The organism is Xanthomonas sp. NCPPB 3442 (assembly GCF_056725145.1).
Genome location: NZ_CM161514.1, coordinates 856,959 through 870,737, shown reverse-complemented (window position 1 = coordinate 870,737; position 13,779 = coordinate 856,959). Strand labels below are relative to the sequence as shown.

Sequence of the window (13,779 nt, the reverse complement as noted above, 5' to 3'; positions counted from 1 at the left end):
CGTGGCCGTGGATCTTGCTTCACCCCGTCGCCTTAAAGCGAGCCGAGCACCGCAGTCATGCGTGGCCGAAGCGGCGCCCTTGTTTGAGCGTAGCGAGTTTGGGCGCCGTGCCGCGCGTGGCAAGGAGCGCAGGGGACCGGTGCGGCCTTATCGCAGAGCACTAATCAAACAACCCCGCCTGCCTAGGCGCAGGTGCCAATTGCGCCCGCAACCGCACAGGATCATCCAGGCGTTGACGCGGATGATGATCCAGCACACTCACAAACGGCAGCAACTTCTTCATTGGCACGCGCAGCCGTGCCAGGTCGCCGACCCGCAAGCGCGCATGCCGCCGCGACAACAACAGACGCTCCACGTTGCGCGTGCCCAGGCCCGGTACGCGCAGCAGCATTTCGCGCGGTGCCGCATTCAGATCCACCGGAAACCGCTCGGGATTGCGCAATGCCCAGGCCAGCTTGGGGTCCACGTCCAGGTCGAGCATGCCGCTGGACTGCGCCGGCGCAATGTCTTCCACGCTGAACTCGTAGAAACGCAGCAACCAGTCGGCCTGGTACAGCCGGTGCTCGCGCTGCAGGGGCGGCGCCTGCAACGGCAGCTTGGACGAGGCGTCCGGGATGGGGCTGAAGGCCGAGTAATACACCCGGCGCATGCGGTAATTGCCGTAGAGGTTGTGGCTGGTGTCCAGAATGCTGCGGTCGTTGGCATTGTCGGCGCCGACGATCATCTGCGTGCTCTGCCCGGCCGGTGCAAAGCGTGGCGGCTTGGCGCGGCGCACCGTTTCGGCCTTGCGTTCGAGTTGGTTCTCTTCGATGCGCCAGCGCAACTCGCCCATCGCCGAGCGAATGCCGCCCACGCTTTTTTCCGGCGCCAGCAGCGTCAGGCCCTGTTCGGTGGGCAACTCCACATTGATGCTCAAGCGATCGGCATAGCGTCCGGCCGCTGCCAGCAACTCCGGGGCCGCATCCGGGATGGTCTTGAGATGGATGTAACCGGCGAAATGGTGCACCTCGCGCAGCTGACGCGCCACTTCCACCAGTTGCTCCATGGTGTAGTCGGAGTTGCGGATGATGCCGCTGGAGAGAAACAAGCCTTCGATGTAGTTGCGCTTGTAGAAATCCAGCGTGAGCGTGACCACTTCCTCCGGCGTGAAGCGCGCACGGCGCACATTGCTGGACACGCGATTGACGCAGTACGCGCAGTCGAAGATGCAAAAATTGGTCAGCAGGATCTTCAACAGCGACACGCATCTGCCATCGGGCGTGTACGAGTGGCAGATGCCCATGCCCTCGGTGCTGCCGATGCCGCCGGTGCCCAGCGAGTTGCGCTTGTTGGCGCCACTGGAAGCACAGGAGGCATCGTATTTGGCGGCGTCGGCGAGGACGGCGAGCTTGTCGAGGATTTTCACGCGGGCAGCATGCAGCGGTGGCGTCTCAGCCTATGAGACTCGCATGCACCCGATCGTGAATGCTTCAGAGCGCTGCGGGTTGGCGCGATCCGGCCGCTCGCAACTGCATGCGTCCCCGCCCCTGCCGACCGTGCGATTGCGCCATCCCGATCGGCATTGCAGCACTTGGCGCAAACATGCCGATGCGCCCACGTCCGCACCCCGGCGCTATGCCGCGATCGGCTCCGCCGCCGCTGCAGGGCCGTCGAAGCGATACAGATCCATGGCCATCAAACCCGCATCGATGCCGGCGTCGATGCGCTGCGCACCAAGCCGGTCATCGCCGGCCGCCCCCATCGCCACGTACAGCGGCAGCCAGTGCTCGTCGCTGGGATGCGCGCGTGCGGCATGCGGCGCCTGGCGGCGGTAGTCCAGCAGCGCGGGGATGTCGTTGTCCAGCAGCTTGCGTTCGGTCCATTCGATGAAGGGCCGCACGTACGGCGCTTGCCGCTCGGCGCTGTAGCCGTGGCGCAAGTCGTGCAGGTTATGGGTGATGCTGCCTGAGCCAACCACCAGCACGCCGTCATCGCGCAATGGCGCCAGCGCACGCCCCACCGCGAACTGGTGCGCCGGTCCCAGCTCGGGCTGGATCGATAGCGACACCACCGGGATGTCGGCGTCCGGATACAGCAGGCGCAGCGGCACCCAGACGCCGTGATCGAAGCCGCGCTGCGGGTCCAGCTGCGGATGCAGGCCGGCCTGCTCCAGCCGGCGCACGATCTGCTGCGCCAATGCCGGCTCGCCGGGCGCCGGATAGTCCAGCGCATACAACGGCGCCGGGAAGCCGCCAAAGTCGTGAATGGTCGGCGGCCGCAGCGCACCGCTGACCAGCGGGCGACGGCCCAGCCAGTGCGCGCTCGCCACCACGATGGCACGCGGCCGCGGCAACGCGTGCCGCAGGTCGGCCAGGCGCTCGCCGACCTGCCCCGGCTGCAGCGCAGTCATCGGCGAGCCGTGCGAGATGTACAGGGAAGGCAAGCGGGTCATGGACAGCTCCTTGATCGATGAAAACAGCATCAGCGCGACGGCCTCATGGCGAATGCGCCTGGTCGGGCAAGGCCCGGGCGATCACCGACTCCGCCCATGACGCCAGGTCCCCGGTCGCCGCCCGGGTTTCGGGCGCCAGCCACGGTGACAAGCGTGTCTGTCGGCGGCGGCAAGCCCACAAGCGCCAGGCAGCGGGCGCAAGCCGGCCGGAGCGCACGCCATCACGCAGGTCATGCCGGGCACCGCAAACGCCCACGCTGATGCAGACAGGCGTGCCGATGGGGGCGCGAAAATGCAAGGCCAGCCGTCATGGCGGACTCCAGTAGGCACCACACCAGTCTATTCGTTACAGAATTCTGATAAATACAGTTACTTCAGATAAATTATTTCACTCAAGGTAACAATCGGACCTCCATGGATACCCTCGATGCGATGCGCGTGTTCGCCGCGGTGGCCGAGCGCAGCGGCTTCAGCGCCGCCGCCGATGCATTGGACCGCTCCACTGCCAGCGTCACCCGCCAGATCGCCGCGCTTGAACAGCGGCTCGACACCCGCCTGCTCAACCGCACCACCCGCCGGGTCAGCCTGACCAGTGCCGGCAGCGCCTACTACCAGCGCTGCCGGCAGCTGCTGGCCGATCTGGACGACCTGGAGGCCACCATCGGCGCGCAAGCGCTGGAGCCAGCCGGCGTACTGCGGGTGAACGCGCCGGTGAGCTATGGCATCGAGCGCCTGGGCGCATTGCTGCCGGGCTTTCGTGCACGCTACCCGCAGGTGGAACTGGACCTGTCGCTGTCCGACCGCCTGGTGGACATGGTCGAAGAAGGCTTCGACGTCGCCATCCGCATCACCCGCCAGCCGGCGCCGATGTTGATCGCCCGGCAGTTGGGCAAGGTCCGCATCCTGGCATGTGCATCGCCGGCCTATCTGGCGCGTGCCGGAACACCCCGGCACCCATCCGATCTGGCCGGCCACGAATGCCTGCTCTACCACTACTCCCCCAGCGGCGACGAGGTGCGCTTTCACGGCCCGGAGGGCGATATCGACGTGCGCCTGCGCGGCGGCCTGCGCGCCAACAACGGGCATGTGCTGAACGCTGCCGCGCTGGCCGGGCAAGGCATCGTGATGCAGCCGGATTTCCTGGCCGAGCCGCACCTCGCCGCAGGGCGGCTGGTGCGCATCCTTCCGGACTACGCACTGGACGAAATCGGCATCTTTGCGGTGTACACCAGCCGCAGCCACCTGGCACCGAAGGTGCGCAGCTTCATCGATTACCTGATCGAATGCATGGCCGAGCCCGGACCTGGTTGAGCCAGCGGCGACGCCAAGAAACAGGTCGCTGATCCGGCACGTGAGCCAATGCGGCCGGGATGTGGGATCAGGGAACTGGGCGCGCAAGCACGCGACATTTCGACAAACGCATCCCGGTTCACCCGCGGCGGCAAACGACCGCGGCAACAGTTCGTCCCGTGCGTGGTCATTCTGCTGTCGCGACCGGTGTGCGCACAATCCGGCTCCCCGTTCAACAGGAGTGCCCATGAGCAAGATCGCCATCGTGTATTTCAGCGGCTACGGCCACACCGTCAAGCAGGCCGAAGCCGTGCACGCGGGCGCGGCCAGCGTTGGTGAGGCCACGCTGTACCGCATCGACCAGGACGGCAACCTGCCCGACGACGCGTGGGATGCCATCAGTGCCGCCGACGCCATCATCTACGGCAGCCCCACCTACATGGGCGGCCCGGCGTGGCAGTTCAAGAAATTTGCCGATGCCAGCTCCAAACCGTGGTTTGCGCAGGCCTGGAAGGACAAGGTCGCTGCCGGCTTCACCAATTCGGCATCGGCCAACGGCGACAAGGCCACCACCATCCAGTACTTGTGGACGCTGTCGCAACAGCATGGCCAGATCTGGGTCGGCACCGGGCTGCCGCCGGCCAACACCAAGGCGCATGGGCCGCAGGACGTGAACTGGACTGGCGGCTGGGGCGGTGCACTGGCGATCTCGCCATCGGACGCGTCGCCGGACGAAGCGCCGCGTCGCGGCGACCTGGAAACGGCCAAGCTGTTCGGCAAGCGCGTGGCCGAAGTGGCCGCCAAGCTCAAGGGCTGATTGCACGCCGCGCCGGCCCGCGCAGATCGCAGCATGGCCTGCCGATCTGCGCGGGCCGTGCGTTAGCGCGTGGGCCACATCGCGCTAACGCCTTTCACGCCATTGTCTCCCGACCTTTTGCTGCACGGAGTCCCCCCATGCAAACCCGCACGCTTGGCCGTTCCGGCCCCACCGTTTCGGCCCTGGGCCTTGGCTGCATGGGGATGAGCGCGTTCTATGGCGACCGCAGCGACGAGGCCGCCTCGATCGCGGTGATCCACCGCGCGCTCGATCGTGGCATCAGCTTGCTCGACACCGCCGACATGTACGGCCCGCACACCAATGAAGTGCTGGTCGGCAAGGCGATTGCCTCGCGCCGGCATGAAGTGTTTCTGGCCACCAAATTCGGCATCAAGCTCGACCCCAACGACCCGTCGGTGCGCGGCATCGATGGCAGCCCGGCGTATGTGCAGTCCGCGTGCGAAGCCAGCCTGCGTCGGCTGGGCGTGGAGCATATCGACCTGTACTACCAACACCGCGTCGACCCCAACGTGCCGATCGAAGACACCGTAGGCGCGATGGCGCGCCTGGTCGAACAGGGCAAGGTGCGCTTTCTCGGTTTATCGGAAGCGGCCGCAGCCACCATTCGCCGTGCGCACGCGGTGCACCCCATCACTGCAGTGCAGACCGAATATTCGCTGTGGTCGCGCGAGCCGGAAGACAACGGCGTGTTCGCCGCGGTGCGCGAACTCGGCATCGGGTTCGTGCCGTACTCGCCGCTGGGGCGCGGTTTTTTGACCGGCGCGTTTTCGTCGCCGGACGATTTCGATGCCGACGACTACCGCCGCCATTCGCCGCGTTTTCAGGGCGAAAACTTCACCCGCAACTTGCAACTGGTGGAGCAGGTCAAGACCATTGCTGCCGACAAGGGCATCACACCGGGGCAACTGGCATTGGCCTGGGTGCTGGCGCAAGGCCAGGACCTGGTTCCGATCCCGGGCACCAAGCGGTTGGCCTATCTGGAAGAAAACATCGCTGCGCTGGATGTGGCCCTAATGCCGGACGAACTGGCCCGCATCGATGCCATCTTCCCGCCGCAGGCTGCGGCTGGCACGCGCTACCCGGAAGCGATGATGGGCGCGGTCAACCGCTGAGCCGTGCTGCGTGGCCTAGGTTGGCTGACACGCAGCGGCCGCTGCCAGGTGGGTGCGGACGGCGCGCTTGGAACCGGCGTGTACGAACGTGGCACATGCCGATTCCGGGCACGGCCGCGCCCGCATGGCGGTGAGCGCAATCGCCTTGCGGTGTGCTGCGTGTCTTTGCTGGACACAGCCAGCGCTGCGGCACTGCGCTAGCGCCGGTGGAGCTTGCTGCGCGCCACTGCTGCCATCCAACTGTCACACCGCAATCGATAGATGCGTGTGTGTTTCGCAGCGCTCGTTCGATCGCGCGTACTGGATGCTGACCGCCCCTGCTCACACTCCCGCTTCGCAGCCCCTTGCACACTGGCTGCAGTTCACACGCCTATTGCCCCATGCTGTCCTTCGTGATTCCCGCCCATGACGAGGCTGCCCTGATCGGCGACACGCTGCAGTGCCTGCATGCCTGCGCGCAGGCCATGCAGCTGGACTATGAAGTGATCGTGGTGGCCGATGCCTGCGAAGACGCCACGGCAGCCATCGCACGCAGCCATGGCGCGCAGGTGCTGGAGGTGCAGTTGCGCCACATCGCCGCCACGCGTAATGCCGGCGCACAGGCCGCACGAGGCGAGCGCCTGTTGTTTCTGGATGCCGACACACTGATCAACCCGCACGTCGTTGGCGCAGCACTGGCTGCGCTCGATGCCGGCGCGGTAGGCGGTGGGGCGCAGGTGCATCTGCAGGGCAAGCGGGTGTGGTCCGAGCGCATGGCGCAGGCGGTGTTTGGCTGGTTTTTCCGTGTTTCCGGCATTGCGCCCGGGTGCTTTCTGTTTTGCACGCGGGTGGCCTTCGTCAGTGCAGGGGGCTTCAACACGCGCTACTACGCCGGTGAAGACGTGGCACTGAGCCGCGCCCTGGCGCGCTGCGGACGCTTTGTGATCTTGCGCCAGACCGTGCACACCTCCGACCGCAAGCTGCGCAGCTTTTCCAAGCGCGAGCACCTGAGCCTGCTGTTGCGGTTTCTGTGGCGCGGGCGGCGCATGCTGCAGACCCGCGACGCGCTCGGCTTCTGGTATCAACGCCGGCGCTGAACCGAGCGTGTCCGCATCACCGCGATCCGCGGCGAAGCCTACGCTGGAACCGGCACCCGGCACTGCAGGCCACTACACTGTGCTGTCCGTTTTGGTTATACGAGCTGCGCCGCATGGCTTCTTTGCATCGCCCCGTCCTCATCGCCGCCATGTCTGCCGCGCTGCTGACCAACGCCGCATGCCACCGCGATGGCGCGACACCGGCCGCGAGCACGCACCCCGCGCCGCCCCCTAGCAAGCCCAAGCTCGGCGATTTCGGCTTCGATGCGGCCGGTATGGATCGCAGCGTGGCGCCGGGCGATGACTTCTTCGATTACGCCAGCGGCAACTGGGTCAAGCGCACGCAGATCCCGGAAGATCGCGCCAGCTTCAACAGTTTCGTTTCCATCGCCATCGAGACCGAGCGGCATAGTCGCGACATCATCGAAGGCGCTGCCGCCAACGACCGCGTCACCGGTGAAGACAAACAGATCGGCGACTACTACGCCGCCTACATGGACGAAGCCAGCATCGAGGCCAAGGGCGTGCGCCCGGTGCAACCGGAACTGGAAGCGATCGCCCAGCTCGACGACAAGCAGGCCCTGGCGCGCACCTTGGGCGGCCAGCTGCGTGCCGATGTCGATCTGCTCAACGCCACCAATTTCCATACCGACCGGCTGTTCGGCCTGTGGGTGTCGCAGGACCTGCATCATCCGGGCCGCTACGTGCCCTATCTGGTGCAAGGCGGCCTGGGCATGCCCGAGCGCAGTTTCTACCTGGACGGCGGGCGTATGGCGCAGCTGCGCGAAGCCTACCGCGCGCACATCGTCACCTTGCTGGAGCTGGCCGGCATCGACGATGCGCCCGCCAGGGCCGAGCGCATCCTGGCGCTGGAAATCGCCATAGCACGCGTGCACGCGACTCCCGAGCAGACCAACAACGTGCAGGCCGGCGCCAATGCCTGGAAGCAGTCCGATTTCGCGCGCAATGCGCCCGGCCTGGACTGGGCGGTGTTCTTCGAGGCAGCCGGCCTCAACGCACAACAGGATTTCATCGTATGGCAGCCGCGCGCGGTGAGTGGGTTGTCGGCGTTGGTGCAGTCCGAGCCGCTGCAGACCTGGAAGGATTACCTGAGCTTCCGCGCGCTGGATCGCGCCTCGCCCTACCTGTCCAAGGCCTTCGCCGACGAGCGCTTCGCGTTTTACGGCACCACGCTGGAAGGTACCCCGCAGCAGCGCCAGCGCTGGAAACGCGGCATCGACGCGACCAACGCCGCATTGGGCGAAGCGGTCGGCAAGCGCTACGTGCAGAAGTACGTCAGCGCGCAGACCAAGACGCGTGCCGAAGAGATGGTGAAGAACATCATCATCGCGTTCGGCAAACGCATCGACGCACTGGAGTGGATGAGCGCCGAAACCAAACAGCATGCCAAGGCGAAAATCGCCGGCCTGACGGTGGCGGTCGGCTACCCGGACACCTGGCGCGACTACAGCGGGCTGGACGTGCGCCGCGATGATGCGCTCGGCAACGTGCAACGCGCCGAGGTCTTCGAATACCGCCGCAACCTGGCCAAGCTGGGCAAGGCAGTCGATCATCGCGAGTGGTACATGCTGCCGCAGGAGGTCAACGCGCTGAACGTACCACTGGAAAACCGCCTGATCTTCCCGGCGGCGATCCTGCAACCGCCGTTCTTCGACCCCGCCGCCGACGATGCGGTGAACTATGGCGCGATCGGCGCGGTGATCGGCCACGAGATCAGCCACAGCTTCGACAACATGGGCGCGCTGTTCGACGAACACGGCGAGCTGCACAACTGGTGGACACCGCAAGACCTGAAAAAATTCGAGAGCGCCGGCAACGCCTTGGCCGCGCAGTTCAGCGCCTACCAACCGTTCGACGACTTGTCGGTCAACGGCAAGCTGACGCTGGGCGAAAACATCGCCGACGTTGCAGGCCTGGCCACTGCATACGACGCCTACCAGCTGTCGCTGCAGGGCAAGCAGCCCCGGACCCTGGACGGTTTCAGCCCGGATCAGCGCTTTTTCCTTGGCTTTGCACAGGCCTGGCGCGGCAAGTATCGCGACGCGGCACTGCGCAATGCGCTACTCACCGATGTGCATGCACCTGGCCGCTTCCGCGCGCAAACCGTGCGTAACCTGGATGCCTGGTACCCGGCCTTCGATGTGACACAGGGTCAGCAGCTGTATCTGGCGCCGGAGCAGCGGGTCAGGATCTGGTAGGTGCTGGTCGAGGTCGATGCAGCGCCAATGGAGCTGGTGTCTGCGGCATTGTTTGTCGTGGCGCGCGGCAGTGCCATGCCGGGGGATGGCGAAGTGCGTGAGTACCCACGTCGTGGTTGCCGTCGAAAAAGCGGCACGACCAGCGATTGCCTATCGCGCCACCAGCGCACGTCAGAACACCCGCTCCGCCCGGCCCACCGCCGTTACACGCCGACAGGCCACTCCAGCAACATCGCCGGCGGCAATTGCATGCGCCTGCATGCGCGCGCAGACAGTCCGTCGCGCAAGGCCGTGCGGAACAGCGGCGACAGGCTGCGCAGCAACCGTGCCGATGCGCGCGCCTGCGCGCGTTGGGTGGTGGTGCGGCCGAGCATGTCGCTGGCCCAGCCGGGCAACAAGGCCGTGCCGGCGCCGAGAAATACCCCGCGCGACAGACCCGCGGCGGGCACCGGCAGCTGGATGCTGGTGAGGATGTCGAGCACCTCGCGCGAGCGCGCGTCCATGCGTAACTCTCCCAGCACCGATGCGAAATACGCATCCACCTGCGCCTCGCTGGCCGGCACATCGGCTGCGCCCAACGCCTCGGCCACGCGTCGCGCTTCGTCGTAGTAGCGGTCGGTGATGGCAGCAGGCACCTGGCGGCAATAACGCCGGCATCCCTGCAAGAACCCATAGGCCTCGGTGACATGCACCCAGGTGAGCAACTGCGGGTCGTTGGCCTCGTAAGGCACGCCGTCGGCAGTGTGGCCGCGAATCTGCGAGTGGATCTTGCGCACGCGCGCAATCAGCTGTTCGGCTTCCGCGGCTGGCGCGTAAGTGGTGCCGGCGACGAAGTTGGTGGTGCGCCGCAGCCGCCCGATCAAATCGGTGCGGAAGTTGGAATGGTCGTAGACCCCGGCCAGCGCGCGCGGATGCAACAACTGCAACATCAATGCGCACAGGCCGCCGGACAGCATGCCCGGAAATTCGGAGTGGATGCGCCAGGTGATGCTGTCGGGCCCGAAGATGCCGGGATCGCCCAGCGGCTGATCGTATTCGATGGTGCTCTGACCACGCGGAAACGCGTCGAGCACCCAGCGGTGGATCTGTTTGGCGGCGGGGGCAGTGAGAGTGCGCAGGACGGCTGACATGCGGCAATGATACGCAGCCCATCTGCAACGCCAGGTCAGCGTAGCGCTGACCGGCATCCGTTCGGCACGTCAGCGCGGCGGTGGCGACCAGATGCTGACGGGCATCGTGACCGCGCGGCCGGAAGAACGCGACCTGGCATCTGGGTGGGGTACTGACCATCCGGGCGATCAGGCCCGCTGAGCTTTCTACCAACGGGCCCGGCGTCGCCGAACGCCCTTCCAGCATGTCCGGCAAGCCGGCTTGCCTGTCCTTGGAACCCGGCAATTGCCGCAGCGCCGAGTGTGCAGTGCAGCAAGATCGAAGGCGCCGCGCAGGCACATGGCGGCGGCATGACCGCAAATCCGCCTGAATTCAGCAATTTGTGCGCGTCTGCGCAAAATTGCGCGGCCAGCGCTTCGTTTGAGGCATTGCCATGCACAGCGAAAGTGCTAGAACTAAGCCCGTCCGTCGACGCACTGCTTCGCCAGCACGTTGCGGACGCTCCAGGGCACCGGCCGCGGCCAGTGCAGCAAGTCGTTCGTACCAGCCATCCGTCAGGAGCTTGTCATGATCGCTTTGTTCCAGGGTTTAGGCCTGCTATTGCAGGACAACGCACTCCATCGGCTCCCCTTCGACGAGCAGGTGGCTCACTGGCGCGACAAGACCGACGCGCAGCTCGACGAAGAGCTCTCGCTGCTCAAGGTGGCCAAAAAGCAGTGGGTGATCGCCTCGATCATCGGCTGGCAGGCGATCTCGCTGATATTGTTGGGCGTGATCACGCACCAGCTGTGGCAGAACGACTACCACCTGACCTTTAGCCGGGTGGTTATCATCTTCACCTCGTGGGCGTCGATCCTGTTCGTGATGTGGTACATCGCCGACCTGTTCGACCACAGCGCCGGTTTCGAACGCTGGCTACGCGCCTTCAACAGCCGCGCGCGGGTGACGCCGGACGCCGACTCGGTCGAATGCGTTGCCGACGCGCTGGACATGACGCGCCGCTACCCGGAGGTGCTGCGCTACAAGCAGGAGGTCACGTCCAAGCGCGAGTTGCGCCACGAAGACATCGTCAACATGCGCGAAATGGGCCGGCTACGCCGCTATACCGAACTGCTGCGCGACCTCGACCGCTTCGATGGCGCGCCACGGCTGGTGGTCAATTCCTGACCAGGCCCAGCGTGGCGATGCAGCGACGCGTTGACCGAGAAACACGCTACCTGCAGCGATGATTCGGCTGCAAACAGGAACGGCCGGTGCGCACTGCGCCGGCCGTTCTTGTTTATTCCCAGCGGTGACCGCCAGCCGGTTGCCGGGAGTCGGCGCCGGCTAGCGCCTGTGAGCATTCACGCCTGCGCGACCGCCTTCTCCACCGAGGGAGTCCGCCAGCCGCTGCGCACGCCCCAGACGTAGAACACCGCGCCCACGACTGCGACCACGACCAGATCGGTGCCGTAGCTGAGGTAGCCATGTCCACCGAAATCGGTGCTGCCGGCCCACGAGACCAGTGCGATGGTGGGCAGGTAGCAGATCATCCAGGCCGCACCCTTGAGGTTGCGGCGCAGATCCGGCCAGCCTTGCTTGGCCTGGTAATAGCAGTACACCGGCAGCGCCACGACCATCAGCAGGATGATCTCGCCGGTCAGCGGCCAGCGTGCCCAATACAGCAGTTCGGTGGCCATCACGAAGGCCACGCCGGCCAGCACCGGCAGTGCGGCGATACGCAGCGGGCGGTGCAGTTCCGGCGCGTGCCGGCGTAGCGCCATCGCGCTGATCGGGCCGGTGAGGTAGGAAATGATGGTGGCCACCGAGATCACGGCCGCCAGCGTGCCCCAGCCGCGGAAAAAGAACAGGAACACGAACGACACGGCCAGGTTGAAGAACATCGCCATGCGCGGCACGCCCCAGACCGGGTGCAGCTTGCCCAGCACGGCCGGCATGGTGCCGTTCTTTTCCATGCCGTAGACCATGCGTGCAGTGGTCGCGGTATAGGTGATGCCGGTGCCGCTGGGGCTGACGAACGCATCGATGTAGAGCAGCATCGCCAGCCAATGCAGGTTGACGATGATGGCCAGCTCGGCGAACGGCGAGCGGAAATCGATACCGTGCCAGCCGGCCTTGGCCAGCAGATCCGGCGGCACGGCGCCGATGTAGGCCACCTGCAGGATCACGTACACCACCGTGGCCAGCGCGATCGAACCCAGCACCGCGAACGGAATGCTGCGGCCGGGGTTACGCGCCTCGCCAGCCAGATTCACCGGGCTCTGGAAGCCGTTGAAGCTGAAGACGATGCCGGCGGTGGCCACCGCCGTGAGCACCGCAGCCAGGTCGAGCACATGCGAATCGCCGTGGATGCCGACGCTGAAGTTTTCGCTATGGAAGCCGCTGGCGATCAGCGCCACGCCAGTGGCGGCAGGCACCACCAGCTTGAACACGGTGATCAGCGTATTGGAGCGTGCGAACAGCTTGACGCTCCAGAAATTCAGAAAGAAATACACCAGCACCAGCACCGCGGAAATCAGCAGGCCGGGCACAGAGAGCTCGCCTGCCCCACCAGGCGCCTGCACATACAAGCCCTGCGCCCAGGCCCATGGCCAGGACGCCATGTACTGCACCGAGGCCTCGGCCTCGACCGGGATCACCGAGACGATGGCGATCCAGTTGGCCCAGCCGGCAATGAAACCCACCAGCGAGCCGTGCGAATAATGGCTGTAGCGCACCATGCCGCCGGATTCGGGGAACATGGCGCCCAGCTCGGCATACGACAGCGCGATGGTGGTGATGATCGCCGCGCCCAGCACCCAGGCCCAGATCGCGCCGGGGCCGGCCAGGCCGGCCGCGCGCCAGGCGCCGAACAGCCAACCAGAGCCAATGATCGAGCCCAGGCCGGTGAGCATGAGGGCGAAGGGGCCAACGTCGCGGCGTAGCGAGTGTTCGGACATGAGGAGCCTGGCAGTGAGGACGCCGTGAACCGGCAACAAGCCGGTAATGATCGCAGAAGCGACCGCTTGCCGTCAGTGCGTATTCAGGCATGACCGGATTGTCGCTAGCGACATCCTGCCGATCCGGCAGTGCGCAGCCGATCCACGCACGCCAGTGCTCGTTATCTGCAGCAGCGACCAGCAGTGCCTGCACAGCCGCCAGGCTGGCGCCGCCGGTGCCCGGAACCCGCAGGCACCCCGCGATGGGCACTAAGGCTTCTGCGCGTGGCCTATGCACACGCACGCACGCCCAACCACAGCTCGGTGCGTGCGTGCGCCTTCCTCAGCCGTGGCAATCGGCCTGCGGTGCGGTGGTCTCCACGCAGGTGTGCGCCTGGCCGGGAACGCCGCGCAATTCGCGCACCTGCCCTGGCACCAGCACAAAGCTGTCCAGGGTCTTGCGGGCACACGTCGGTGCGCTTGCGCCATCGCCGCTGCCGCGAGCGCCGCACTGCTCCTCAAAGATCAGGTAATAGCAATGGCCGGTATCGCTGGCCAGGCAATGCACGCTGGTACTGCTCGCGGTGATCAGCGTCTTGCTGAAGATCACATCGTGGCCATCGCGGGTGGCACGGGTGATCGAGGTGGTGCCATTGCGTTCATGGCAGCCGGCCAGGGCAAGCAGGCAATACACCAGGGAGGCGATCAGGCGCATGGAGACAGTCCTTTCAGTCGATGCAAACGGGGGAATCAAGGCAGGCTGCAGCGCGTCAGGCAGCGGTTGT

General features: G+C 65.9%; 11 protein-coding genes and 1 other RNA gene. 6 read left to right on the top strand and 6 right to left on the bottom strand.

All coding sequences use genetic code 11. The features are described 5' to 3' along the window. Nucleotides 1-160: 160 nt before the first annotated feature. Both AC1POX_RS03950 and AC1POX_RS03945 read right to left on the bottom strand, forming a co-directional pair. Nucleotides 161-1,405: a putative DNA modification/repair radical SAM protein gene (locus tag AC1POX_RS03950; RefSeq protein WP_008573323.1), complete on the bottom strand. Its 1,245-nt coding sequence runs from the start codon at nucleotides 1,403-1,405 to the stop codon at nucleotides 161-163. 207 nt (nucleotides 1,406-1,612) lie between these two features. Continuing rightward, nucleotides 1,613-2,431 carry a DODA-type extradiol aromatic ring-opening family dioxygenase gene (locus tag AC1POX_RS03945; protein ID WP_033837461.1) on the bottom strand — a complete coding sequence of 273 codons (819 nt, stop codon included), beginning with the start codon at nucleotides 2,429-2,431 and terminating at the stop codon, nucleotides 1,613-1,615. Nucleotides 2,432-2,845: 414 nt separating this feature from the next. Here AC1POX_RS03945 and AC1POX_RS03940 point away from each other — a divergent pair, with 414 nt between their 5' ends. The 3 genes from AC1POX_RS03940 (at nucleotide 2,846) to AC1POX_RS03930 (ending at nucleotide 5,671) form a co-directional block, all read left to right on the top strand. Next, nucleotides 2,846-3,742 carry a LysR family transcriptional regulator gene (locus AC1POX_RS03940; RefSeq protein ID WP_338338937.1) on the top strand — a complete coding sequence of 299 codons (897 nt, stop codon included), beginning with the start codon at nucleotides 2,846-2,848 and terminating at the stop codon, nucleotides 3,740-3,742. Between the two features lie 226 nt (nucleotides 3,743-3,968). Continuing rightward, the gene (locus tag AC1POX_RS03935; RefSeq protein WP_008573320.1) at nucleotides 3,969-4,538 is read left to right on the top strand and encodes a flavodoxin family protein; all 570 of its coding nucleotides are present in this window, start codon (nucleotides 3,969-3,971) and stop codon (nucleotides 4,536-4,538) included. 137 nt (nucleotides 4,539-4,675) lie between these two features. Further along, the gene (locus AC1POX_RS03930) at nucleotides 4,676-5,671 is read left to right on the top strand and encodes an aldo/keto reductase (RefSeq protein ID WP_014091147.1); all 996 of its coding nucleotides are present in this window, start codon (nucleotides 4,676-4,678) and stop codon (nucleotides 5,669-5,671) included. Between the two features lie 22 nt (nucleotides 5,672-5,693). On the opposite strand, the gene AC1POX_RS03925 is transcribed toward AC1POX_RS03930, so the two are convergent. Then, nucleotides 5,694-5,768, bottom strand: a non-coding RNA gene (locus tag AC1POX_RS03925) — sX9 sRNA. 283 nt (nucleotides 5,769-6,051) lie between these two features. On the opposite strand from AC1POX_RS03925, the gene AC1POX_RS03920 reads away from it, so the two are divergent. Then, the gene (locus AC1POX_RS03920; protein WP_008573318.1) at nucleotides 6,052-6,747 is read left to right on the top strand and encodes a glycosyltransferase; all 696 of its coding nucleotides are present in this window, start codon (nucleotides 6,052-6,054) and stop codon (nucleotides 6,745-6,747) included. A gap of 149 nt (nucleotides 6,748-6,896) precedes the next feature. Then, a complete protein-coding gene (locus tag AC1POX_RS03915; RefSeq protein WP_372357135.1) occupies nucleotides 6,897-8,966 on the top strand; it encodes a M13 family metallopeptidase in 2,070 nt (689 codons plus the stop codon). A 203-nt stretch (nucleotides 8,967-9,169) separates the two neighbouring features. Here the strand turns inward: AC1POX_RS03915 and AC1POX_RS03910 are convergent, their stop codons facing one another. Continuing rightward, nucleotides 9,170-10,153 carry an oxygenase MpaB family protein gene (locus AC1POX_RS03910; protein WP_372356782.1) on the bottom strand — a complete coding sequence of 328 codons (984 nt, stop codon included), beginning with the start codon at nucleotides 10,151-10,153 and terminating at the stop codon, nucleotides 9,170-9,172. Nucleotides 10,154-10,568: 415 nt separating this feature from the next. Between AC1POX_RS03910 and AC1POX_RS03905 the strand changes: the two genes are divergently transcribed. Next, entirely contained in the window at nucleotides 10,569-11,243 is a 675-nt protein-coding gene (locus AC1POX_RS03905; RefSeq protein ID WP_008573315.1) for a hypothetical protein, read from the top strand. 176 nt (nucleotides 11,244-11,419) lie between these two features. Here the strand turns inward: AC1POX_RS03905 and AC1POX_RS03900 are convergent, their stop codons facing one another. Next, on the bottom strand, nucleotides 11,420-13,015 hold the full coding sequence (locus AC1POX_RS03900; RefSeq protein WP_011348704.1) for an APC family permease: 1,596 nt from the start codon (nucleotides 13,013-13,015) through the stop codon (nucleotides 11,420-11,422). Between the two features lie 322 nt (nucleotides 13,016-13,337). Beyond that, the gene (locus tag AC1POX_RS03895) at nucleotides 13,338-13,709 is read right to left on the bottom strand and encodes a hypothetical protein (protein ID WP_031425001.1); all 372 of its coding nucleotides are present in this window, start codon (nucleotides 13,707-13,709) and stop codon (nucleotides 13,338-13,340) included. Nucleotides 13,710-13,779 lie beyond the last annotated feature (70 nt).

Bases quoted from the DNA above. Each gene is read 5' to 3' on its own strand.
- AC1POX_RS03930 (WP_014091147.1), top strand. From the start codon at position 4,676: ATGCAAACCCGCACGCTTGGCCGTTCCGGCCCCACCGTTTCGGCCCTG.
- AC1POX_RS03910 (WP_372356782.1), bottom strand. From the start codon at position 10,153: ATGCCGGTCAGCGCTACGCTGACCTGGCGTTGCAGATGGGCTGCGTAT.
- AC1POX_RS03900 (WP_011348704.1), bottom strand. From the start codon at position 13,015: ATGTCCGAACACTCGCTACGCCGCGACGTTGGCCCCTTCGCCCTCATG.
- AC1POX_RS03920 (WP_008573318.1), top strand. From the start codon at position 6,052: ATGCTGTCCTTCGTGATTCCCGCCCATGACGAGGCTGCCCTGATCGGC.
- AC1POX_RS03935 (WP_008573320.1), top strand. From the start codon at position 3,969: ATGAGCAAGATCGCCATCGTGTATTTCAGCGGCTACGGCCACACCGTC.
- AC1POX_RS03895 (WP_031425001.1), bottom strand. From the start codon at position 13,709: ATGCGCCTGATCGCCTCCCTGGTGTATTGCCTGCTTGCCCTGGCCGGC.
- AC1POX_RS03940 (WP_338338937.1), top strand. From the start codon at position 2,846: ATGGATACCCTCGATGCGATGCGCGTGTTCGCCGCGGTGGCCGAGCGC.
- AC1POX_RS03945 (WP_033837461.1), bottom strand. From the start codon at position 2,431: ATGACCCGCTTGCCTTCCCTGTACATCTCGCACGGCTCGCCGATGACT.
- AC1POX_RS03915 (WP_372357135.1), top strand. From the start codon at position 6,897: ATGTCTGCCGCGCTGCTGACCAACGCCGCATGCCACCGCGATGGCGCG.